The 19381-nt window shown below is 67.0% G+C and carries 23 protein-coding genes; 9 read left to right on the forward strand and 14 right to left on the reverse strand.

The features are described 5' to 3' along the window. The first annotated feature begins 82 nt into the window (after nt 1-82). The 3 genes from EGM71_RS04845 to EGM71_RS04855 all read left to right on the forward strand — a co-directional run bounded on the left by EGM71_RS04845 (nt 83) and on the right by EGM71_RS04855 (nt 3468). Complete coding sequence (locus EGM71_RS04845; protein ID WP_004147099.1) at nt 83-1120, forward strand: type IV pilus twitching motility protein PilT; 1038 nt, start codon at nt 83-85, stop codon at nt 1118-1120. A gap of 79 nt (nt 1121-1199) precedes the next feature. Then, nucleotides 1200-2363 (forward strand): PilT/PilU family type 4a pilus ATPase, encoded by a 1164-nt coding sequence (locus EGM71_RS04850; RefSeq protein WP_049400675.1) that lies wholly within the window; start codon nt 1200-1202, stop codon nt 2361-2363. A gap of 121 nt (nt 2364-2484) precedes the next feature. Continuing rightward, nucleotides 2485-3468: an aldo/keto reductase gene (locus tag EGM71_RS04855; RefSeq protein WP_188488133.1), complete on the forward strand. Its 984-nt coding sequence runs from the start codon at nt 2485-2487 to the stop codon at nt 3466-3468. Between the two features lie 78 nt (nt 3469-3546). On the opposite strand, the gene EGM71_RS04860 is transcribed toward EGM71_RS04855, so the two are convergent. Continuing rightward, nucleotides 3547-4443, reverse strand: coding sequence for a LysR family transcriptional regulator (locus tag EGM71_RS04860; protein WP_188488135.1), 897 nt, complete (start codon nt 4441-4443; stop codon nt 3547-3549). Between the two features lie 93 nt (nt 4444-4536). Between EGM71_RS04860 and EGM71_RS04865 the strand changes: the two genes are divergently transcribed. The 3 genes from EGM71_RS04865 (at nt 4537) to EGM71_RS04875 (ending at nt 6096) form a co-directional block, all read left to right on the forward strand. Beyond that, nucleotides 4537-4749 (forward strand): DUF4287 domain-containing protein, encoded by a 213-nt coding sequence (locus EGM71_RS04865; RefSeq protein ID WP_188488137.1) that lies wholly within the window; start codon nt 4537-4539, stop codon nt 4747-4749. Between the two features lie 96 nt (nt 4750-4845). Further along, nucleotides 4846-5295 (forward strand): GNAT family N-acetyltransferase, encoded by a 450-nt coding sequence (locus EGM71_RS04870; protein WP_188488139.1) that lies wholly within the window; start codon nt 4846-4848, stop codon nt 5293-5295. A gap of 93 nt (nt 5296-5388) precedes the next feature. Further along, a complete protein-coding gene (locus EGM71_RS04875) occupies nt 5389-6096 on the forward strand; it encodes a YitT family protein (RefSeq protein ID WP_094002035.1) in 708 nt (235 codons plus the stop codon). Between the two features lie 83 nt (nt 6097-6179). On the opposite strand, the gene EGM71_RS04880 is transcribed toward EGM71_RS04875, so the two are convergent. Beyond that, nucleotides 6180-6725, reverse strand: coding sequence for a DNA-3-methyladenine glycosylase I (locus EGM71_RS04880; protein ID WP_188488141.1), 546 nt, complete (start codon nt 6723-6725; stop codon nt 6180-6182). Further along, nucleotides 6722-8509 (reverse strand): DUF4153 domain-containing protein, encoded by a 1788-nt coding sequence (locus tag EGM71_RS04885; RefSeq protein ID WP_188488143.1) that lies wholly within the window; start codon nt 8507-8509, stop codon nt 6722-6724. Before EGM71_RS04885 ends, EGM71_RS04880 begins: the two co-directional genes overlap by 4 nt. A 91-nt stretch (nt 8510-8600) precedes the next feature. On the opposite strand from EGM71_RS04885, the gene EGM71_RS04890 reads away from it, so the two are divergent. From EGM71_RS04890 to EGM71_RS04900, 3 genes are read left to right on the forward strand one after another with little or no spacing between them, the layout of a single operon-like run. Further along, nucleotides 8601-9167, forward strand: a complete 567-nt coding sequence (locus EGM71_RS04890) for a YqgE/AlgH family protein (RefSeq protein ID WP_005408377.1) — start codon at nt 8601-8603, stop codon at nt 9165-9167. Further along, a complete protein-coding gene (ruvX, locus tag EGM71_RS04895; protein ID WP_188488145.1) occupies nt 9160-9654 on the forward strand; it encodes a Holliday junction resolvase RuvX in 495 nt (164 codons plus the stop codon). The genes EGM71_RS04890 and ruvX overlap by 8 nt, the downstream gene beginning before the upstream one ends. A 16-nt stretch (nt 9655-9670) precedes the next feature. Beyond that, a complete protein-coding gene (locus tag EGM71_RS04900; RefSeq protein ID WP_142807420.1) occupies nt 9671-10621 on the forward strand; it encodes an aspartate carbamoyltransferase catalytic subunit in 951 nt (316 codons plus the stop codon). An 88-nt stretch (nt 10622-10709) separates the two neighbouring features. Here EGM71_RS04900 and EGM71_RS20940 read toward each other — a convergent pair whose 3' ends face one another. The 11 genes from EGM71_RS20940 to EGM71_RS04950 all read right to left on the reverse strand — a co-directional run bounded on the left by EGM71_RS20940 (nt 10710) and on the right by EGM71_RS04950 (nt 19381). Further along, a complete protein-coding gene (locus tag EGM71_RS20940; protein WP_317608634.1) occupies nt 10710-10964 on the reverse strand; it encodes a hypothetical protein in 255 nt (84 codons plus the stop codon). Beyond that, the gene (locus tag EGM71_RS20945; protein WP_317608635.1) at nt 10961-11200 is read right to left on the reverse strand and encodes a hypothetical protein; all 240 of its coding nucleotides are present in this window, start codon (nt 11198-11200) and stop codon (nt 10961-10963) included. Before EGM71_RS20945 ends, EGM71_RS20940 begins: the two co-directional genes overlap by 4 nt. 202 nt (nt 11201-11402) lie before the next feature. Then, nucleotides 11403-12200: a prolyl oligopeptidase family serine peptidase gene (locus EGM71_RS04910; protein ID WP_188488147.1), complete on the reverse strand. Its 798-nt coding sequence runs from the start codon at nt 12198-12200 to the stop codon at nt 11403-11405. Nucleotides 12201-12271: 71 nt separating this feature from the next. Continuing rightward, complete coding sequence (locus EGM71_RS04915) at nt 12272-12538, reverse strand: hypothetical protein (protein WP_188488149.1); 267 nt, start codon at nt 12536-12538, stop codon at nt 12272-12274. 63 nt (nt 12539-12601) lie between these two features. Next, nucleotides 12602-13963, reverse strand: coding sequence for a magnesium transporter (gene mgtE / locus EGM71_RS04920; RefSeq protein WP_110711405.1), 1362 nt, complete (start codon nt 13961-13963; stop codon nt 12602-12604). 187 nt (nt 13964-14150) lie between these two features. Beyond that, nucleotides 14151-15920 (reverse strand): phosphoenolpyruvate--protein phosphotransferase, encoded by a 1770-nt coding sequence (gene ptsP, locus EGM71_RS04925; protein WP_188488151.1) that lies wholly within the window; start codon nt 15918-15920, stop codon nt 14151-14153. A gap of 2 nt (nt 15921-15922) precedes the next feature. Beyond that, nucleotides 15923-16192, reverse strand: a complete 270-nt coding sequence (locus EGM71_RS04930; protein ID WP_005408385.1) for an HPr family phosphocarrier protein — start codon at nt 16190-16192, stop codon at nt 15923-15925. After that, nucleotides 16185-16577 carry a PTS sugar transporter subunit IIA gene (locus EGM71_RS04935; protein ID WP_032958481.1) on the reverse strand — a complete coding sequence of 131 codons (393 nt, stop codon included), beginning with the start codon at nt 16575-16577 and terminating at the stop codon, nt 16185-16187. Before EGM71_RS04935 ends, EGM71_RS04930 begins: the two co-directional genes overlap by 8 nt. Before the next feature lie 492 nt (nt 16578-17069). Beyond that, nucleotides 17070-17954 (reverse strand): RNase adapter RapZ, encoded by an 885-nt coding sequence (rapZ, locus tag EGM71_RS04940; RefSeq protein WP_188488153.1) that lies wholly within the window; start codon nt 17952-17954, stop codon nt 17070-17072. 27 nt (nt 17955-17981) lie between these two features. Further along, nucleotides 17982-18932, reverse strand: coding sequence for an HPr(Ser) kinase/phosphatase (gene hprK, locus EGM71_RS04945; protein WP_005408388.1), 951 nt, complete (start codon nt 18930-18932; stop codon nt 17982-17984). After that, entirely contained in the window at nt 18929-19381 is a 453-nt protein-coding gene (locus EGM71_RS04950; RefSeq protein WP_032130191.1) for a PTS sugar transporter subunit IIA, read from the reverse strand. The genes hprK and EGM71_RS04950 overlap by 4 nt, the downstream gene beginning before the upstream one ends.

Here is a 19381-nt window from a genome sequence, read left to right on the forward strand (position 1 = left end):
GCGTTCCGTTGAATCAGGAGGCTATACTGCCGCCCGGGGAAAGATCCTTCCAGTCGAAGCCGTTATTGGGGAGTAGCCGCTCATGGATATCGCCGAACTGCTGGCGTTTTCCGTAAAGAACAAAGCGTCCGACCTGCACCTGTCCGCAGGCCTGCCGCCGATGATCCGCGTGGACGGCGATGTTCGCCGGATCAACATCCCAGCCCTGGACCACAAGCAGGTCCATGCGCTGGTGTACGACATCATGTCCGACAAGCAGCGCCGCGATTACGAGGAATTCCTCGAAGTGGACTTCTCCTTCGAGATCCCGTCGCTGGCGCGCTTCCGTGTGAACGCGTTCAACCAGAACCGCGGCGCCGGTGCGGTGTTCCGTACCATTCCCTCCGAGGTGCTCACCCTCGAGGACCTGGCCTGCCCGCCGTTGTTCCGCGAGGTGATCCAGCAGCCGCAGGGCCTGATCCTGGTGACCGGCCCGACCGGCTCGGGCAAGTCGACCACGCTGGCGGCGATGATCGACTACATCAACAAGAACGAATACGGCCACATCCTCACCGTCGAGGATCCGATCGAATTCGTGCACACCTCGCAGAAGTGCCTGATCAACCAGCGCGAAGTGCACCGTGACACGCATGGCTTCAATGAAGCGCTGCGCTCGGCTCTGCGTGAGGACCCGGACATCATCCTGGTCGGCGAACTTCGCGACCTGGAAACCATCCGCCTGGCGCTGACCGCCGCGGAGACCGGTCACCTGGTGTTCGGCACCCTGCACACCAGCTCGGCGGCCAAGACCATCGACCGCATCATCGACGTGTTCCCGGCCGGTGAAAAGCCGATGGTGCGCTCGATGCTGTCCGAATCGCTGCGTGCGGTGATCTCGCAGGCCCTGTTGAAGAAGGTCGGTGGCGGTCGTACCGCAGCGTGGGAAATCATGGTTGGCACCCCGGCCATCCGCAACCTGATCCGCGAGGACAAGGTGGCGCAGATGTACTCGGCCATCCAGACCGGCCAGCAGTACGGCATGATGACCCTGGACCAGCACCTGCAGGACCTGGTCAAGCGCAGCCTGATCACCCGCAACCAGGCCCGCGAGTACGCCAAGGACAAGCGCCTGTTCGAGTAAGGCGGGGCAGCAGCGGGGCGGCGTGCGCCAGTGCGCCGCCGTTCCCGCGCCGTTTCCTCCACCGACCGTTTCCTGGTACATGCCCCATTGGGAGCCCGCCGTGAACACCACCGCGACCACCATCGATTTCACTTCGTTCCTCAAGCTGATGGCGCACCAGCGCGCCTCGGACCTGTTCATCACCGCCGGCATGCCGCCGGCGATGAAGGTCAACGGCAAGATCTCGCCGATCACGCAGACCCCGCTCACGCCGCAGCAGAGCCGCGACCTGGTCCTCAACGTGATGACCCCGGCACAGCGCGAGGAATTCGAGAAGACCCACGAATGCAACTTCGCCATCGGCCTGTCCGGTGTCGGCCGCTTCCGTGTCAGCTGTTTCTACCAGCGCAACCAGGTCGGCATGGTGCTGCGTCGCATCGAGACGCGCATTCCGACCGTGGAAGAACTGAGCCTGCCGCCGATCATCAAGACGCTGGCAATGACCAAGCGCGGCATCATCCTGTTCGTCGGCGCCACCGGCACCGGTAAATCGACGTCGCTGGCGGCGATGATCGGTTACCGCAACCAGAACTCGACCGGCCACATCATCACCATCGAAGACCCGATCGAATTCGTGCACAAGCACGAGGGCTGCATCATCACCCAGCGCGAAGTCGGCATCGATACCGACAGCTGGGAAGCCGCGCTGAAGAACACCCTGCGCCAGGCGCCGGACGTGATCATGATCGGCGAGGTGCGTACCCGCGAAGGCATGGACCACGCCATCGCGTTCGCCGAAACCGGCCACCTGGTGCTGTGCACCCTGCATGCCAACAACGCCAACCAGGCGATGGACCGCATCGTCAACTTCTTCCCGGAAGATCGCCGCAACCAGCTGCTGATGGACCTGTCGCTGAACCTCAAGGGCGTGGTCGCGCAGCAGCTGGTGCCGTCGCCCGATGGCCGCTCGCGCAAGGTGGCGATGGAGATCCTGCTGGGCACGCCGCTGGTGCAGGACTACATCCGCGACGGCGAGATCCACAAGCTGAAGGAAGTGATGAAGGACTCGGTCCAGCTGGGCATGAAGACCTTCGACCAGAGCCTGTTCGAGCTGTACCAGGCCGGCGAGATCAGCTATGAGGACGCGCTGCGCTACGCCGATTCGCAGAACGAGGTGCGCCTGCGCATCAAGCTCAGCCAGGGCGGCGACGCGCGTACCCTGTCGCAGGGGCTGGACGGCGTGGAGATCTCCGAGATCCGGTGACCCGGCCGGCATCGGTCGTGACTGGATTGATGAATTCCAGTCATGACCGACTGCCATCCAGTCGGTTCAATCCATCGCCCAAGCGGGCGTATCGTCAGCGCTCCCCCTCTGGAGCACGACGATGCAGACACGTGAACTCGGCCGCAGCGGCCTGAAGGTTTCCGCCCTGGGCCTGGGCTGCATGGGCCTGACCCACGCCTACGGCCAGCCGGTGGAGCGCAGCCAGGGCATCGCCCTGCTGCAGGCCGCCGTCGAGCGTGGCGTGACCTTCTTCGATACCGCCGAGGTGTATGGCCCGTACACCAACGAAGACCTGCTTGGCGAAGCGTTGGCGCCGTATCGCGACACGTTGGTGATCGCCACCAAGTTCGGCTTCAAGGACGCGCGCGTCGACACCGGCCTGGACAGCCGCCCGGAGAACATCCGCGCGGTGGCCGAAGCCAGCCTCAGGCGCCTGCGCACCGATCATATCGACCTGTTCTACCAGCACCGCGTCGACCCGAACGTGCCGATCGAGGATGTCGCCGGCACCGTGCGCGACCTGATCGCTGAGGGCAAGGTCGGCCACTTCGGCCTGTCCGAGGCCAGTGCCGCCACCGTGCGCCGTGCGCATGCGGTGCAGCCGGTTGCCGCCGTGCAGAGCGAGTACTCGCTGTGGTGGCGTGAGCCGGAGCGCGAACTGTTGCCGACGTTGCAGGAACTGGGCATCGGCTTCGTGCCGTTCAGCCCGCTCGGCCGCGGCTTCCTGACCGGCGCGATCAACGCCGATACCACCTTCGACGCCAACGACTTCCGCAATACCGTGCCGCGTTTCGAAGTGGAGGCGCGCCGCGCCAACCAGGTGCTGGTGGATCGCATTGGCACGATTGCCGCAGCACGTGGCGCGACACCGGCGCAGGTGGCGTTGGCCTGGCTGCTGGCACAGGCGCCCTGGATCGTGCCGATCCCGGGCACCACCAAGGTCCATCGCCTGGAAGAAAACCTGGGCGCGGCCGACCTGCAGTTGGCGCCGGAGGAACTGCAGCGCATCGCGCAGGCGCTGGACGAAGTGTCGATCGTTGGCGAGCGCTACAACCCGCAGCGTGCGGCGCAGGCCAAGGGCTGACCATCAGGCGGGTACGGACCGCCGGTAGGTGCGGACGTTGGTGGTGGGTGCGGACCGTTGGTCCGCACTCCTTAACCCTCACCCCATCGGCTCGCGCAGCGCATCAAGCACCGTGCGCATCGCCACGGTGACGTGGCGGCGCGACGGGTAGTACGCGTAGTAGCCATCGAAGTGCGGGCACCAGTCGTCCAGCACCGACTGCAGGCGGCCATCGTCCAGCATCGGCTGCACCTGGTCTTCCGGCAGCCAGGCCAGTCCGCTGCCGGCCAGCGCAGCGGCGCGGGTCATGCCCATGGTGTTGAAGGTCCACTGGCCGGACACGCGCACACTGAGTTCGTTGCCGTCCTGGCCGAAATCCCACGGCATCAGTCCCCCATGCGTGGGCAGGCGCAGGGTCACGCAGTTGTGCCCGGCCAGGTCGTCCGGATGTCGTGGCACCACGTGCTGGCGGAAGTAGCTGGGCGCGCCGACCACGCGCATGCGCAGCGGCGGGCTGATCGGCACCGCGACCATGTCGCGCGCAAGGCGCTCGCCGAGGCGGATGCCGATGTCGTAGCGCTCGGCGACGATGTCGGCCAGGCCGTAGTCGGTGGTCAGTTCCACCTTCAGGTCCGGATAGCGTTGCAGCAGTGGGGCCAGCCGCGGCCAGGCCAGGTACTCGGCAGCATGGCCGGTGGCGTTGATGCGGATGGTGCCGGCCGGGCGCTCGCGGTACTCGGCCAGCGCGGCCAGTTCGTCCTCGATCTCGGCCAGGCGTGGGGCGAGGGTCTCGAGCAGGCGGGCGCCAGCTTCGGTGGTGGACACGCTGCGGGTGGTGCGGGTCAGCAGGCGCACGCCGAGGCGCTGTTCCAGGCCGCGCATGGCATGGCTGAGCGCGGACTGGGACACGCCCAGCTGGGCGGCGGCCTTGGTGAAGCTGCCTTCGCGGGCAACGTGCACGAAGGCCTGCAGGTCGTTGAGATTTTCACGGGGCATGACCGGATGATACGGCTCCCGGATTGAACGGATCTGTCGATTTCCGGCTCCCCGGTTCGTCGTACCGGTACATCCAACGCAAGGAGCTTCCGCATGAGCACTGACACCAAGCCGAAAGGCCCGGCCTCGTATTTCCCCTCCATCGAGAAGACCTACGGTCAGCCGGTGGCGCACTGGTTCGGCCTGCTGGCGAAGCAGCCTGGGCTGAAGCACATGGAACTGGTCAGCTTCCCTAAAAGCGAGCATGGGCTGGGCCATGGCCACGCCAACGCGCTGGTGGCGCACCATCTGGCCGAGAAGGGATGAGGCAGGCAACGCTGCGCTGAACGGTCGTGTGGGGCCTGGCCACACGGCATCCAGAGTCAGGCAGACTGGGCGTTCATCCCGAGGCAGGACGCCCATATGCAGGTCACGTTGGACGCGATCACCGTCGACAACTACGAAGCCGTGTGCGACCTCGAGGTCAGTGAGGCGCAGCAGGATTTCGTCGCCGGCAACACCTGGTCGCTGGTGCAGGCCGCATTCCATCCCGGCTACCAGACCCGTGCCATCCAGGCCAATGGCGAGCTGGTCGGGTTCTTCATGTGGGTGCCGGAGACGCCGCAGCGCATCTCGATCTGGCGCTTCATGGTCGACCAGCGCTGGCAGGGGCGAGGCATCGGGCGCCGCGCGCTGGAACTGGCGCTGGCGCAGATCCGGGCCACGCCCGGGCTGGCCGAGATCGAGATCTGCTACAACCCCCGCAATCCGGTGGCCGGCGCCTTCTACGGCAGCTTCGGGTTCGTCGAGACCGGCATGGACGACGATGGCGAGGACATGCTGGCCGTGCTGCCGGTGACGCCTCCGAAATAATCTGAATGGGCGAGCGCAGCTGAACGATTTCATCTGCAACTGTCATGCAGATCGTGTCTAATATCGCTCCCCACCTGCTGTTCCCCCACCCGTATGTCTCTTCCCGCCCATGGCTCCGCGCCGTGCGACGACGCTGACGGCCACCTGGTCACCGCTGGTCCGCTGACCCCACCGCCCGACAGCGCCGGCACCACCGCTGACGAAAAAGCGCTGCGCCACTCGATTGCCGAAGACGTGCAGGGCATGGTGCTGGCCACGATGGTGGCCTCGCTGGGCCTGGCCATCTTCGCCAAGGGTGGGCTGATGATCGGCGGCATGGCGGGCATGGCGTTCCTGCTGCACTACGCGATGGGCTGGAACTTCGGCCTGGTGTTCGTGCTGGTCAACCTGCCGTTCTACTGGGTGGCGCTGCGGCGCATGGGCTGGGAATTCACCCTGAAGACCTTCGCCGCGGTCACCGCCTGTGGCGTGCTGACCGACCTGCTGCCGCGCTGGATCGACTTCTCGCACATCAACCCGCTGTATTCGGCGATCGTCGGCGGTGCGTTGTCCGGCCTGGGCATCCTGTTCTTCATCCGCCACCGCGCCAGCCTGGGTGGCATCGGCATTCTGGCGGTGTACCTGCAGCGCACCCGTGGCTGGAGCGCGGGCAAGGTGCAGATGTCCTACGACGCCTGCCTGATGGTGGCCGCGTTCTTCGTGCTGTCGCCGTCGAAGGTGCTGTACTCGGCCATCGGCGCGGTGGTGCTCAGCCTGGTGCTGATGTTCAACCACCGCCCCGGCCGCTACATGGGCGTTTGACCGTTCAACGGGATTGCCGGCCAGCGGCCGGCACTACCGGAACCCACGCGTGGTAACGCCGAGCCATGCCCGGCGGATATCCATCAACCGCCGGCGGCCTGCATCCACGGTGGCGACAGCTTCAGCAGCCGCGCATGCACCGGGCAATCCTCGGCGTGCGCGCCGGGCAGGTAGCCCAGGCTCATCAGGAACTCGCCGGTGATCTCGCCGCCGGTGAAGCGGAACGTCTTCTTGAACAGCTTCACCCAGTCGGCCTTGCTGCGCGGGTGATGCGCATCCAGCCACGCCGCGAAGCTGCCATCGCTGGCCCGCAGCTGCTGGATCACCTGCGCGTTGTGGATCGCCGCCAGCACCTTCAGCCGGTTGCGGATGATGCCCGCGTCCGACAGCAGGCGTTCGATGTCCTGTTCGGCATACGCTGCCACGCGGTCCACATCGAAGCCGTCATAGGCCGCGCGGAAGCCCTCGCGCTTCTTCAGGATCGTTTCCCAGCTCAGGCCGGCCTGGTTGATTTCCAGCACCAGCCGCTCGAACAACTCGCGCTCGTCACGCTGCGGGAAGCCGTACTCGTTGGCGTGATAGTAGTCGTGCACCGGATGGCCCGGGGCGATGAGGCAGTAACCGCTCATGGGGAGGACTCGTTGGATTCGGGTTCGGGATCGATGGCCAGCGCAGGGCGCCCGCCGATGGACAGCATCGGCCAGCGCGGCGGTTCGAGAGTGAGCTCGCCATCACACAGGGCCTGGTTGATGGCTTCGGCCTGGCCGCTGACAGTGCCGAACAGCGAACCGGCCCGGCGCCAGTGGGCATCCCTGCCACGTGCATACAGCACGCAGTCCGGCCCACGGTGGGTGTACAGCTCGCACAGCAGCACTTCGCCGGTGCCATCGCCGTCCAGGTCGCGGTGCACGATCAGGCAGTCGCGCTCGCTCTGGGCGCAGGATTCGCCATTGATCGCGCGGGTGGCCAATGCCTGCCACCAGTCGTCCGGTGGCGAGCTGGATCCCTTGGCCAGCTTCAGCGCGCGCTGCAGGGCAGCGACATCCTGCGGCCCCTTGTCGAGGCGGTGGCCGTCGTCCCAGCGTGAGGTACGTGCCAGTGCTGCAGCGATCACCTGTGGCGCGTTGGCATCGGTGGTGATGGCTGGATCACGCTGCAACTCGCGCAGCGCCTGCACGCCACGGCGCCCAAGATCGAAGCGCAGCACGTTGACGTCGCTACTGGTGATCGCCGGCGGATCCGCACGCAGGCGCGCCAGCTGGCTGGACAGGGTCAGCCGCACCGGATCCAGCAGCGGCGAGTTGCCCAGCAATGCCAGTGCCAGCACCGCCCAGCACATCCAGCGGTTGACCGGCTCCAGCATCTGCAACCAGCGGCTCTGCCGGCGCAGCACCGCCAGCGCATAGCCCACGGCATAGCCGGCCACGGCCAATGCGACGAGTACCGCCCAGAACCGGTCCACGGTCCAGCCGTACTGCGTCACGCGCAGGCCCAATGCATACAGCGCCAACGCGGCGTACACCGGCAGTGTCAGCAGGCTGGCCTCGACCAGCCTTCGCAGTACCAGAGGGTAGGGTGCACTGTCTTCCCCCTGCTGGTAGACCGCATTGGTGAACGTCACCAGCAGCAGCGACACCACCACCAGCAGGCTGGCGGCGGAACGGGTCTTCCACAGCGGCTCCAGCCCGGTAAGCGGCAGGCTCAGCACGAACAATACGGCGATGAACGAGAGCAGCGGCAGCAGCCCGCGGCAGATCGCGAACAGCACCTGGCGGGTGATCTGGATCGCGCGGTGCTGGGTGCGCCCGATCAGCACGCCGAAGCCGGCCAGGCTGCCGGTGGCCAGCGCGATGAATGCATCCTGGCGGAACAGATCGCGGAAGACATTCACTTCCAGCAGTTGGAACAGTGCCGCCCACAGCCACAACAGCAGCCAGGTCAACCCGGTGAACAGCGTCGCCAGCGCCAGGGTCAGGCCGTTCTGCCAGGCGCGCTCGAACAGCTCGGGATAGCTGGCGCGCCAGTGCCCATGCTGCAGCTGGAACTGCCACCAGGGCAGGGCCACGAACACCGCCACGGCAATGCCCAGGGTCAACGGAACCTGCAACGCGCCCGATTCCAGTGCGGTCTCGCCATTGAGGTTCCAGCCGATCCAGGCGGCCAGCGCCAGCACCACCGCCGAGCCGAGCACGGCCTGCAGCCACAGTCGGCGCTGGCCCAGCTCGACCAGGCTCAGCGCCACCGCGCTCGGAATGGCCAGCGCCCAGGCATACCAACAGTAGCGCCAGCCGATATCGCGGAACGGCCACGCGTCGGACAGCTCCTGCGCGGCATACAGCATGAGACCCTGCAGCAGGGCAAGCAGGACGATGGCGCTGCGTGCCGGCAGGGTCAGGGGCGATGAAGACTGCATCGAAGACCTTCCATGGCAAAGCGCCATCCTAGCCCATCGCCGTTCGGCGCCATCGCGCGACCATCCCGCGCCCAGCAGGTAGAATGGGCGCATGCCTGTAACGCCGACCTCCCTTGCCGATCACCTGCTCGTCGCGCTGCCGTCGCTGCTCGACGCGACTTTTGCCCGCAGCGTCGCGCTGATCTGCCAGCACGACGAGAACGGGGCGATGGGCGTACTGGTCAACCAGCCTTCCGAATACACGCTGGGTGAAGTGCTCGCGCAGATGGACATCACCACCGGCGATGGCGACCTGCAGGCGCGCATGGTGCTCAATGGCGGCCCGGTGCATCCCGAGCGCGGCTTCGTCATCCATGACGACGCGCGCGCATGGGATTCCAGCCTGACCGTGGGCGACGGCCTGTACCTGACCACCTCGCGCGACATCCTCGAAGCGATGGCGCGTGGCGAAGGCCCGGCCAATGCCGTGGTCACCCTCGGCTGTGCAGGGTGGGGCGCAGGGCAGCTGGAAAGCGAGCTGTCCGAGAACAGCTGGCTGACCGTGCCGGCCGATGCCGAACTGGTGTTCCAGCTGCCGCTGGAGCAACGCTGGCAGGGTGCGGCCTCGCGCATCGGCGTGGACCTGTTCCGGCTGACCGACTACAGCGGCCATGTCTGAGCCCATCACGCCCGCGCCGGATCCTGCTGCCCCGGCCATCCGTCGTGACGGCACGGTCCTGGGTTTCGATGTCGGCTCGCGGCGGATCGGCGTGGCCATCGGCAGTGCCTTCGCCGCGCATGCGCGCGCGGTGGCCGTGGTCGATGTGCACGGCAATGGCCCGGACTGGACCGCGATCGAACGCCTGCTCAAGGAATGGAAGCCCGACGGTCTGGTGGTCGGCGACCCGCTGACCCTGGACGGCCAGGACCAGCCCAACCGCAAGCGCGCGCAGGGCTTCGCCCGCCAGCTGCGGGAACGCTTCAAGCTGCCGGTGGTGATGATCGACGAGCGTTCCAGCTCGGTCGAGGCTGCCCGCCGCTTCGCTGTCGAGCGCGCCGAAGGGCGCAAGCGCCGCCGTGATGCGGCCGCCCTCGATGCCGTGGCCGCGGCGGTGATCATCGACCGCTGGCTGTCGTCGCCGGACGACGCCACCCCCATTCCCTGACTGCCCGACTCCCGCCATGACTGCACAGCAAATCGATGCCTCCGGACGCCTGCGCCACCTGCTGACCCTGGAGGGCCTGCCACGCGAAACCCTGCTGCAGCTGCTTGACCGGGCGGGGCAGATCCGCGATGCCGCGGTCGGCCGCGTTGGCAACAAGCGCCACGTGCTGGCCGGTTCGGCGGTGTGCACGCTGTTCTTCGAACCGTCCACGCGCACCCGCAGTTCGTTCCAGTTGGCCGCGCAGCGCCTGGGCGCCGACGTGCTGAACTTCGATGCCTCGACCTCGTCCACGCGCAAGGGCGAAACCGCCTGCGACACGCTGCGCAACCTGGAAGCAATGGGCGTGCGCGGCTTCGTGGTGCGCCACCCGGATGATGGCGCCGTGGCCGCGCTGGCCGACGCCGCGGGTGAGGGCACCGCACTGATCAACGCCGGCGACGGCCGCAGCTCGCACCCGACCCAGGGCCTGCTGGACATGCTGACCCTGCGCCAGGCCAAGGGCCCGGATTTCTCGAAGCTGAAGGTGGTGATCGTCGGCGATGTGAAGCACTCGCGCGTAGCCCGCACCGACCTGCATGCGCTGCGCACGCTGGGCGTGGGCGAGATCCGCGTGTGCGGCCCGCAGTCGCTGCTGCCGGACGACGAGACCCTGAAGGGCTGCGTGGTCGGCGATGACTTCGACGCGATGCTGGAAGGCGTCGACGCGCTGATGATGCTGCGCCTGCAGCGCGAGCGCATGGAAGAAGGCCTGGTGCCGTCGCTGGAGCAGTACCACGCCCAGTACGGACTGACCAACGAACGCCTGGCCCGCGCCGGCAAGGATGCCGCGGTGCTGCACCCGGGTCCGATCAACCGTGGCGTGGAAGTGACCGACGACGTGGCCGACGGCCCGCAGTCGTGGGTGCTGCGCCAGGTCGCCAACGGCGTCGCCGTGCGCATGGCTGTACTGGAAACTCTGCTGGGCTGACCGCCCTGGTGGGTGCAAATCTTGGGTGACACGCTCACCGCTCGGCTTGTCCGCGCACCGCTCTGGTAGATGCCAACCTTGGTTGGCACTATCCATCCGCGCCCATGTCGTCGAACCGATCACACAAGGCTTCGAGCTCCCATTCGCACCATGCATGGGGAAATTGCCCCAACCGCGTCGTCAGCCCGGCCCTGATCGGATTTCCCAACAGGTACATCGCATGCCGGTGCAACGATTCGTCAGAGCGGATCGCATGATCGTGATAGCAGGCCTGCCAGAAGCGCCCGGCTCGCCCCAGCAGCCGGTTTGCCTGCTGGGCTGTTCGCGACTTGAAACGCTTCATGACGGTTTCCCGTGACCGGCGCGCAGTTCGGCCAGCCAGTGGATGTGGTCTGGCATGACCACGTAGGCAATCGAGCGGGTGAAGCCTTCCTGATCAAGTCGCTGGAACTCCCGCGCTACGAGGGCGGCGACATCGTCGCTGGCGAGCAGCGGCGCGCGGCCTGTCACCACCGTAGTGAGGATGTAGCTGAGCCCAACGCTGGAGCGGCGACCGATCAGGAGTCTGGTGTTCTGCATGGAGCAAGCATGTGCGTGCCTTCTTGCCGTGAACATCAGGAAATGGTCTGGATTCGGGTAGGCCAGTGCCAACCAAGGTTGGCAGCTACCAGAGCAGTCAATGCCAACCAAGGTTGGCACTCACCGAAAGCAGGTTCCAACCTTAGTGGGTACCTACCCAAACCAGGCTCCAACCTTGGTGGGCAACCAGCGGACGCTAGGGTCAGCGCTTCTGCGCGAACAGCCATTCCCACATCGCCGGGTCCGCATACGTGGCATCCCAGGCATTGTGGTTGCCTTCCGGGAACTCGGTGTAGCGCACGTCACGCGCGTTGGCGCTCTGGAATGCGGCATGCAGCCTGCGGTCGTCGTCCGGCGGCACCACGTCATCCAGCGCACCGTGGAAGATCCAGATGGGGGTGTGCTGAAGGCGTTTGGCGATCACGGCATACGGATCGGATTCCTGGGCCACCTGTTCGACGAACAGGGTCGGCCGCTTCGCGCGCGGTGCGAACACGGCACCGCACACCGGCACGAGCGCGGCAAAGCGGTGCGGGTTATCCAGCGCAATGTTCCAGCTGCCGTAGCCGCCCATCGACATGCCGGTCAGGTACTGGCGCGTCGGGTCGGCACCGAACTCGGCAATGGTCGCGTCCAACGCGGCCACCGCCATGCGGTTGTTGCGGCCGCTCCATTCCGAATGGCGCGGTGCCTGCGGGAACACCACCAGGGCAGGGAAGTTGGGATGCTCGCGCAGGTAGGGGCCCAGCCCGGCGTGCGTCTGCTTGACGCCATCGCCGCCGCGCTCACCGGAGCCGTGCAGGAACAGGATGACCGGGAGGTTGGTGGGAGCGCCGGCCTGCACGCCGGCCGGAATGAACACCTGATAGTAGGCGGTCTCTCCGTCCACCTTCACGGCACGGCCTTCAAAGCGACCACGTGCGCTGTCCGGCATCGAGGCGCAGCCGGTCATCATCAGGACCGCCAGCAAGGGCAGCCAGCGCGAAATCGAACGGAGCATGGCGTGTCCCAGGGCAGCGAGGTCAGCTGCATCCTAGTCCGCCGCAGGTCAACGCGGCATCATGCGCCGCATCACTGCGGGCGCGGGAAACTGGCAATGATGTCCAGCTGCTCCTGTGCTTCGGCATTGCCTTCGGCGGCCGCGGCCTGCACCTGTGCCATGTCCGGGTGCAGCACCACCAGCAACGGGTTTTCGCAGACCGGGCAGTCGTACTCGGTGGCGTCCTCGTCCAGCTCCATCACCATGGCGCGCGAGCAGCCCTTCCATTCGCAGGCCGGGCAGGTGTGCTGCTGGTCGCGCCAGCCGGGCTGGAAGTAGTTTTCGATCGTTGTTGCCATGGGATGTTCCAGCAAGGGAAGCGGATCAGAGCCCCGCGTGGCGGGGATCCGACCCTGCGGGGATCAGTGCAGCAGCACCAGGGTGGCCAGGCCGAGGAAGGTGAAGAAGCCCATCGAGTCGGTCACGGCAGTCAGGAAGATGCCGCTGGCCAGCGCCGGGTCGAAGCCGAAGCGTTTCAGGGTCAGTGGCACCAGCACGCCGGCCAGTGCCGCAAACAGCAGATTGCAGGTCAGTGCGATGGCGATCACCGCCGACAGCCCGGGCGAGTGGAACCAGGCCAGCACGATCAGGCCCAGGATCGAGCCGAGCAGCAGGCCATTGAGCGCGGCCACCCGCACTTCCTTCCACAGCAGCGTGCGCGCGTTGGAGGCACCCACCTGGCCCAGTGCCAGGCCGCGCACCATCAGCGCCAGTACCTGGGTGCCGGCATTGCCACCCAGGCCAGCCACGATCGGCATCAGCACCGCCAGCGCCACCAGCTTGTCGATCGTGCCCTCGAAGTGGCCGACCACGCTGGAGGCCAGGAAGGCCGTGCACAGGTTCACTGACAGCCACATCAGGCGGCGGCGCATGGCGCGCCAGACCGGGCTGAACAGGTCCTCGTCCTCGTCCAGGCCGGCGGCGCCCAGCGCCTGGTGCTCGGCCTGGCCACGGATGATGTCGACCACGTCATCGATGGTGATGCGACCGACCAGGATGTTGTTCTCATCCACCACCGGGGCGGAGATCCAGTCATGGTCGGAGAACTGGCGGGCGACTTCCTGGTCGCTCTCGCCGACGTCGATGGCCGGCTGCTCGTCGTCGATCAGGCGGTTGATCGGGGTGGTGTCCTCGTGGGTCACCAGTGCCGCCAGCGACACCCGGCCGAGGTACTGATGGCGCCGGCTGACCACGAACAGGTGGTCGGTGTGGTCCGGCAGTTCGCCGCGCAGGCGCAGGTAGCGCAGCACCACGTCGACGTTGACGTCGGCGCGCACGGTTACCACGTCCGGGTTCATCAGGCGGCCGGCGCTGTCCTCGGGATAGGACAGCACCTGTTCCAGGCGCTCGCGGTTCTCGCGGTCCATCGACTTGAGGACTTCGTCGATGACCGTATCCGGCAGGTCTTCGACCAGATCTGCCAGATCGTCGATGTCCAGGTCTTCGACCGCGGCGATGATCTCGTCCGGGTCCATGTCCGCGAGCAGGCTTTCGCGCACGTCTTCGCCGACGTGGACCAGAACCTCGCCGTCATCTTCCGGATCAACCAGGCCCCACACCACCTCGCGCTTGCCCGGCGGCAGCGATTCAAGCAGGTTGCCGATCTCGGCCGGGGCCAGGGTATTGACCAGGCGACGCACCGGGCCCAGCCGGCCGCTGTCCAGTGCATCGGACAACATCCGCAGTTGGCGCGCAGTCTTGTCGTGGCGTACAGCTTCAGCCATCGCAGCTCCCGCGGGATGAGAAAAGCCGCGATCCCGGCAAGGATGCGGCAACAGGGGTGTTCAGCGCGTCATTATCGCAAGGGGATGTTGCAACGCATACCCCGACGGGAGGCTGGGGCCAGATCCCTTTTCCACAGGAAAAGGGATCTGGCCCCGCGCGTGCATGCCCGGCGAATCAGCAGGGCGCTCAGGGTGTATCGGCCACCAGCGCCAGCCAGCGTTCGATGGCGCGGCGGTCGCGCGCGGCCAGCAGCTTCGGTGCGCGGGCACGCAGCACGGACAGGTCGGCTTCGCGGATCGCGCGGCGCACCTCCAGCAACGTGCCGGGGTGCAGGCTGAACTCGCTCAGGCCAAGCGCCAGCAGCAGCGGGGTCATCCGGGCATCACCGGCCATCTCGCCGCAGACCGCCACCGGGATGCGGTGGCGTGCGCCGGTCTCGATCACCATCTGCAACAGCCGCAGCACCGCCGGGTGCAACGGCGAATACAGTTCCCCCAGCGCCTCGTTGTTGCGGTCGGCGGCCAGCAGGTACTGCACCAGGTCATTGGTGCCGATCGACAGGAAGTCGACCAGGTCGATGAAGCTTTCCAGTGCCAGTGCCGCCGCCGGGACTTCGATCATCGCGCCCAGCGGCACGTGCTCGGACACCATGTGGCCTTCGCCGCGCAGCTGTTCACCCAGCTTGAGCATGCGCCGGCGCACCGCCAGCAGTTCCTCGCGGGTGCTGACCATCGGTACCAGCACGCGCAGCTTGCCGTAGGCCGAGGCGCGCAGGATCGCGCGCAGCTGGGTGTCGGCCACCTTGGGCCGTGCCAGCGACAGGCGCACGCCGCGCAGGCCCAGTGCCGGGTTTTCTTCGTTGCTCAGGGTCAGGCCGGTGCGATCGGCCTTGTCGGCACCCAGGTCGAGCGTGCGGATGGTCACCGGCCGACCGCTCATGCCCAGCGCGGCATCGCGATAGGTCTGGAACTGTTCTTCTTCGTCCGGCAGTTCGTTGCGCTGCAGGAACAGGAATTCGGTGCGGTACAGGCCCAGTCCCTGCGCACCCAGCGCATGCGCCTGGGTGACGTCCTCCAGCGATTCGGCGTTGGCCAGCAGGGCGATGTCGACCTGGTCGCGGGTACGGCTGGGCTTGCTGCGCAGGCGGCCAAGCTCGCGCTGCTCGCGCGCGTGCTCTTTCAGGCGCGCGCGGTAGTCACGCAGGTTGTCGGCCAGCGGGTTGGCGGTGATGCTGCCGTCGGCACCATCGATGATCAGCACGTCGCCGTCGGCAACGCGGCTGAGCAACTGCGGCACGTTGACGATCAGGGGCAGGTGCAGGCTGCGCGCCAGAATCGCGCTGTGCGACAGCGCGCTGCCGGCGGCAGTGACGATGCCGACCACGCCCTGCGCCTGCAGCTGTGCCAGTTCGGATGGAGCGATGTTGTCGCAGACCAGGATCTCGCCGGCCAGGCCCTTCATCACTGGAGGGCGTTCGGGTTGCAGGAAGGCGTGGATGCGCCCGATCACATGGTCGAGATCGTCCATGCGGCTCTTCAGGTAGGCATCGTCCATGCCATCGAAGACCTTGGCCAGGCGGTCACGCTGCAGGCGCAGCGCGTAGCCGGCACTGTACGGGCCGCTGCGGATCAGTTCGTCCAGGCCATACAGCAGCTCGGGGTCGTCCAGCAGCAACGCGTGCAGGTCGAGGAACTCGCCCACTTCCTGGTTCAGTGCGCCATGCAGGCGCTGACGCAGTTCGTGCATTTCCGTACGCGCGGCATCCAGCGCACGGTGCAGGCGGGCCAGTTCGGCCTCGACCTGATGGGCGGCCACGCGCTGCTCGGCCACTTCCAGTGCATGCGGCAGTCGCACGCGTGCCCGGCCCATCGCCGTTCCGCGCGCGGCGCCGTGGCCGGCCAACAGCTGTACCGGCCGTTGGCCGGAGGGGAGCTGGCCGGCGCGTGCGCGTGGCACGCTCAGCTGTCCTCGTCGAAGCGGCGTTCGAACAGGCCGACTACCGCCTCCATGGCAGCGGCTTCATCTTCGCCGTTGATGCGCACGGTGACCGGGGTGCCCTGGCCGGCGGCCAGCAGCATCACGCCCATGATGCTCTTGGCGTTGATCTCACGGCCCTTGGCGGCCATGGTCACGTTGCAGCGGAACGGCGCCAGGGTCTGCACCAGCTTGGCGGTGGCCCGGGCATGCAGGCCCAGGCGGTTGCTGACGGTGAGTTCTCGTTCAAGCATCGTCGACTATCGCTCCATTACGGGTACCCGCCGCGGCTGTGGCGGGCAGTTGATCCAGTCCCTGTTCCGGATAATTCATCACCCGCAGCAACATCGGCAGGCTCAGCGCCGACACCCGGCGAACCGGGGTCCCCAGCCGGGCCAGCTGCCCGGCAAGGTTGGCGGGGCTGGCGCCGTACAGGTCGGTCAGGATCAGCACGCCCTCACCACTGTCGACCCGCCGCAGAGCGGCCGAGGCGAGCGGGAGCAGGGCGTCCATGTCTGCGTCGAACGGTACTTCGAAAGCTTCGGTTTTCAGCGGCAATTGCCGCAGGAGCCGGGTCGCCACGTCAAGCAGGGCGGTCCCGACCCCGGGATGTGTTACGAGGAGAATGCCACAGGTCATTACTGCACGTTAACAGGTCAAGGTGAATCGGCGATAGCAGCAGATGAGGGGTACTGTGTCCCGTATTCAGCGTTACCGGGGTCAGGGCCCTTTTCCCCTGGAAAAGGGATCCGACCCCATGCGTTTTTCGATGCCTGACCGGGATTCATCCACGCATGGCGTGGATCTACTGTGTCGACCAAGGTCGACACCCACCAACAGCACACGGAATCTGTCAGAGGCGGGGCGGTGTGGGTGGGCAGGACCGTTGGCGCCATGGATGGCGCCATCGAGCCCCCAGGGGTGAGGGCGCTTTGCTTGCGAAGCACTGCTTCGCAAGCGCCCGAACGCACAGCCGCCAGCGGCTGGGCCGGACCGCGGAGCGGGGTTTACGGCGTGTCCTGCCTACCCACACCGCCTCGCCATCCCTCGGAATGCCGCTTTTGCTGTTGCTGTTGCCGGCCAGCGGCCGGCACTACCAGCGGGTGCCGGGCGCAGCCCGGCCGACCACCTTCAATCCTGTTCGCGGTGGTAGGTCGCCACGTCTTCCCAGCCCATCTCGCGGGCATGCCGGGCCATGCGCTCGGCCAGGAACACCGAGCGATGCTTGCCGCCGGTGCAGCCGAATGCCACGGTCACGTAGCTGCGGGTGCCGTCGCCCAGTTTCGGCAGCCAGGTATCGAGGAAATCCATCAGCTGGGTCAGGTAGCGCTGCACGTCCGGCTGCGCCTCCAGGTAATCGCGTACGCCCGGTTCGCGGCCGCTGAGCGCACGCAGGTCCGGGTCCCAGTGTGGATTGGGCAGCACGCGGGCGTCGAACACGAAGTCCGCCTCGGCGGGCACGCCACGCTTGTAGGCGAACGATTCGAACAGCAGCGACAGGCCGGTGGCATGGTCCATCGCGAACTCGGTGATGATCCGCCGCCGCAGCTGATGCACGTTGAGGTTGCTGGTATCGATCACCGCATCGGCCTCTCGGCGCAACGGCGCGGTCAGCTCGCGCTCGCGGGCGATCGCTTCGGGCAACGACAGGCCCAGCTGGCTCAGTGGATGGCGACGACGGGTGTCGGCGTAGCGCTTGAGCACCGTTTCATCGCTGGCCTCGAAGAACAGCACTTTCACTTCCACGCCGGCATCGGCGGCCAGCTGCCGCCAGTCGCCCAATTGGCTCAGGTCGGCCTGGCCGCGCACGTCGATGCCCACCGCCAGCCGGCGCGGCGCGCTGCCGTCATGGTTGGCCAGCAGGCTGCGCACGAAGTCCGGCAGCAGGTGGATCGGCAGGTTGTCCGAGCAGTAGTAGTCCTGGTCCTCGAAGGTCTTCAGGGCGACGGATTTACCCGAGCCGGACAGGCCGCTGACGATGATCAGGGTCGGGGCGGTGGGGGTTGCGGTGCTCATGGACAGGCTCTTCGAGGGGCAGGGGAATCAGGGTGTTCGCCGTTCCAGCAGATTGCTGTGGCGGGCGATGAACATGGCCGCCGGGTCAATGCCCTTGGTGCGCAGGATGTGCAGGCGGGTGGCGGCCTCGGTCAGCACGGCCAGGTTGCGGCCAGGCATCACCGGCAGGGTGATCAGCGGAACGTCCAGGTCCAGCACATGGCGGGTGCCCGAGTCGCCGGTCAGGCGCTCGTAGCCATGCGGGGTGGGTTCGGTCATCGGCTTGGTCAGGTGGACGATCAGCCGAAGGTACTTGTTCTTCTTTACAGCCGTGTCGCCGAACATCTCGCGCACGTTCAGCACGCCCAGGCCGCGCACTTCCAGCAGGTCCTGCAGCAGTTCGGGGCAGGTGCCGTCGAGCACGTCCGGGGCGATCTGGGTGAACTCGGGGGCGTCGTCGGCGACCAGGCGGTGACCACGGCTGAGCAGTTCCAGTGCCAGCTCGCTCTTGCCCGACCCGGCCTCACCGGTGATCAGCACGCCGATGGAATAGATCTCCATGAACACGCCGTGCAGGATCACCCGCGGCGCCAGCGTACGCGCCAGATGGTAGGACAGGTGGTTGAGCAGTTCGTGGCCGCGCTTGGGCGACAGCCACAGCGGTGTGCCGGATTCGTCCGCGGCGGCGCGCAGGTCTTCCGGGCACGCCTGGTTGCGGGTCAGCACCAGCGCCAGCGGATGCGACTGCATGATCTTTTCGATGGTCTCCCAACGCTGGCGCGGTTCCAGTGCATCCAGCCAGGACAGTTCCTCGGTGCCCAGGATCTGCACCTTGTTGGGATAGATGGCGTTGAGGTAGCCGGCCAGCGAGGGGCGCCGCGAGACCGTGTTGCCGGCCTCCAGCTCGCGCTTCTCTCCGGATTTGCCGGCGGCCCAGCGCAGCCCCAGCCGCTCGCGCTGCTGTTCGAACAGTTCACGGGCGGTGATGCTGGTATTCATGCGGCACTCGCAGGTGGGGTCATGTCCAGCGCCTCGCGCAGGGCCCGGGCATCGCCCGCCTCGCGCAGGGCCTGGCGGATGTCGGGCGCGGAGAACAGCTCGGCCAGCTCGGACAGCAGCATCAGGTGCTGGTGGGTGTAGTGGGCGGGGACGGCCATCGCGAACACCAGGTCCACCGGCTCATCGCCGCCGAAATCGACCGGGGTCGCCAGACGCAGCAAGGCGCCACGGGGGCGGTCCAGGGTCGGCGCGCGGCCGTGGGGGATGGCAATACCGTGGCCGATCGCGGTGCTGCCCAGGGCTTCGCGCTGGCACAGGTTCAGATAGATCTGTTCGGCGTTGGCCTGGCGGCAGGCCAGCAACCCGGCGGCGGCCTGCAGGACGCTGTCACGGTCGGTGGCCGTGCAGAGCTGGGTCTGCACGGCCGCCAGGAGGTCAGTCAGGGGCAT

Source organism: Stenotrophomonas maltophilia (assembly GCF_006970445.1).
GTDB lineage: Bacteria > Pseudomonadota > Gammaproteobacteria > Xanthomonadales > Xanthomonadaceae > Stenotrophomonas > Stenotrophomonas maltophilia_AU.

Coding starts and splice junctions, on each gene's coding strand:
- EGM71_RS04855 (WP_188488133.1), top strand. CDS start 2,485: ATGCAGACACGTGAACTCGGCCGCAGCGGCCTGAAGGTTTCCGCCCTG.
- EGM71_RS04930 (WP_005408385.1), bottom strand. CDS start 16,192: ATGCTTGAACGAGAACTCACCGTCAGCAACCGCCTGGGCCTGCATGCC.
- hprK (WP_005408388.1), bottom strand. CDS start 18,932: ATGAATACCAGCATCACCGCCCGTGAACTGTTCGAACAGCAGCGCGAG.
- EGM71_RS04860 (WP_188488135.1), bottom strand. CDS start 4,443: ATGCCCCGTGAAAATCTCAACGACCTGCAGGCCTTCGTGCACGTTGCC.
- EGM71_RS04865 (WP_188488137.1), top strand. CDS start 4,537: ATGAGCACTGACACCAAGCCGAAAGGCCCGGCCTCGTATTTCCCCTCC.
- EGM71_RS04890 (WP_005408377.1), top strand. CDS start 8,601: ATGCCTGTAACGCCGACCTCCCTTGCCGATCACCTGCTCGTCGCGCTG.
- ruvX (WP_188488145.1), top strand. CDS start 9,160: ATGTCTGAGCCCATCACGCCCGCGCCGGATCCTGCTGCCCCGGCCATC.
- EGM71_RS20940 (WP_317608634.1), bottom strand. CDS start 10,964: ATGAAGCGTTTCAAGTCGCGAACAGCCCAGCAGGCAAACCGGCTGCTG.
- mgtE (WP_110711405.1), bottom strand. CDS start 13,963: ATGGCTGAAGCTGTACGCCACGACAAGACTGCGCGCCAACTGCGGATG.
- EGM71_RS04915 (WP_188488149.1), bottom strand. CDS start 12,538: ATGGCAACAACGATCGAAAACTACTTCCAGCCCGGCTGGCGCGACCAG.
- EGM71_RS04875 (WP_094002035.1), top strand. CDS start 5,389: ATGTCTCTTCCCGCCCATGGCTCCGCGCCGTGCGACGACGCTGACGGC.
- EGM71_RS04910 (WP_188488147.1), bottom strand. CDS start 12,200: ATGCTCCGTTCGATTTCGCGCTGGCTGCCCTTGCTGGCGGTCCTGATG.
- EGM71_RS04850 (WP_049400675.1), top strand. CDS start 1,200: ATGCCCCATTGGGAGCCCGCCGTGAACACCACCGCGACCACCATCGAT.
- EGM71_RS04900 (WP_142807420.1), top strand. CDS start 9,671: ATGACTGCACAGCAAATCGATGCCTCCGGACGCCTGCGCCACCTGCTG.
- EGM71_RS04935 (WP_032958481.1), bottom strand. CDS start 16,577: ATGACCTGTGGCATTCTCCTCGTAACACATCCCGGGGTCGGGACCGCC.
- EGM71_RS04845 (WP_004147099.1), top strand. CDS start 83: ATGGATATCGCCGAACTGCTGGCGTTTTCCGTAAAGAACAAAGCGTCC.
- rapZ (WP_188488153.1), bottom strand. CDS start 17,954: ATGAGCACCGCAACCCCCACCGCCCCGACCCTGATCATCGTCAGCGGC.
- EGM71_RS04870 (WP_188488139.1), top strand. CDS start 4,846: ATGCAGGTCACGTTGGACGCGATCACCGTCGACAACTACGAAGCCGTG.
- EGM71_RS04950 (WP_032130191.1), bottom strand. CDS start 19,381: ATGCCCCTGACTGACCTCCTGGCGGCCGTGCAGACCCAGCTCTGCACG.
- EGM71_RS04885 (WP_188488143.1), bottom strand. CDS start 8,509: ATGCAGTCTTCATCGCCCCTGACCCTGCCGGCACGCAGCGCCATCGTC.
- EGM71_RS04880 (WP_188488141.1), bottom strand. CDS start 6,725: ATGAGCGGTTACTGCCTCATCGCCCCGGGCCATCCGGTGCACGACTAC.
- EGM71_RS20945 (WP_317608635.1), bottom strand. CDS start 11,200: ATGCAGAACACCAGACTCCTGATCGGTCGCCGCTCCAGCGTTGGGCTC.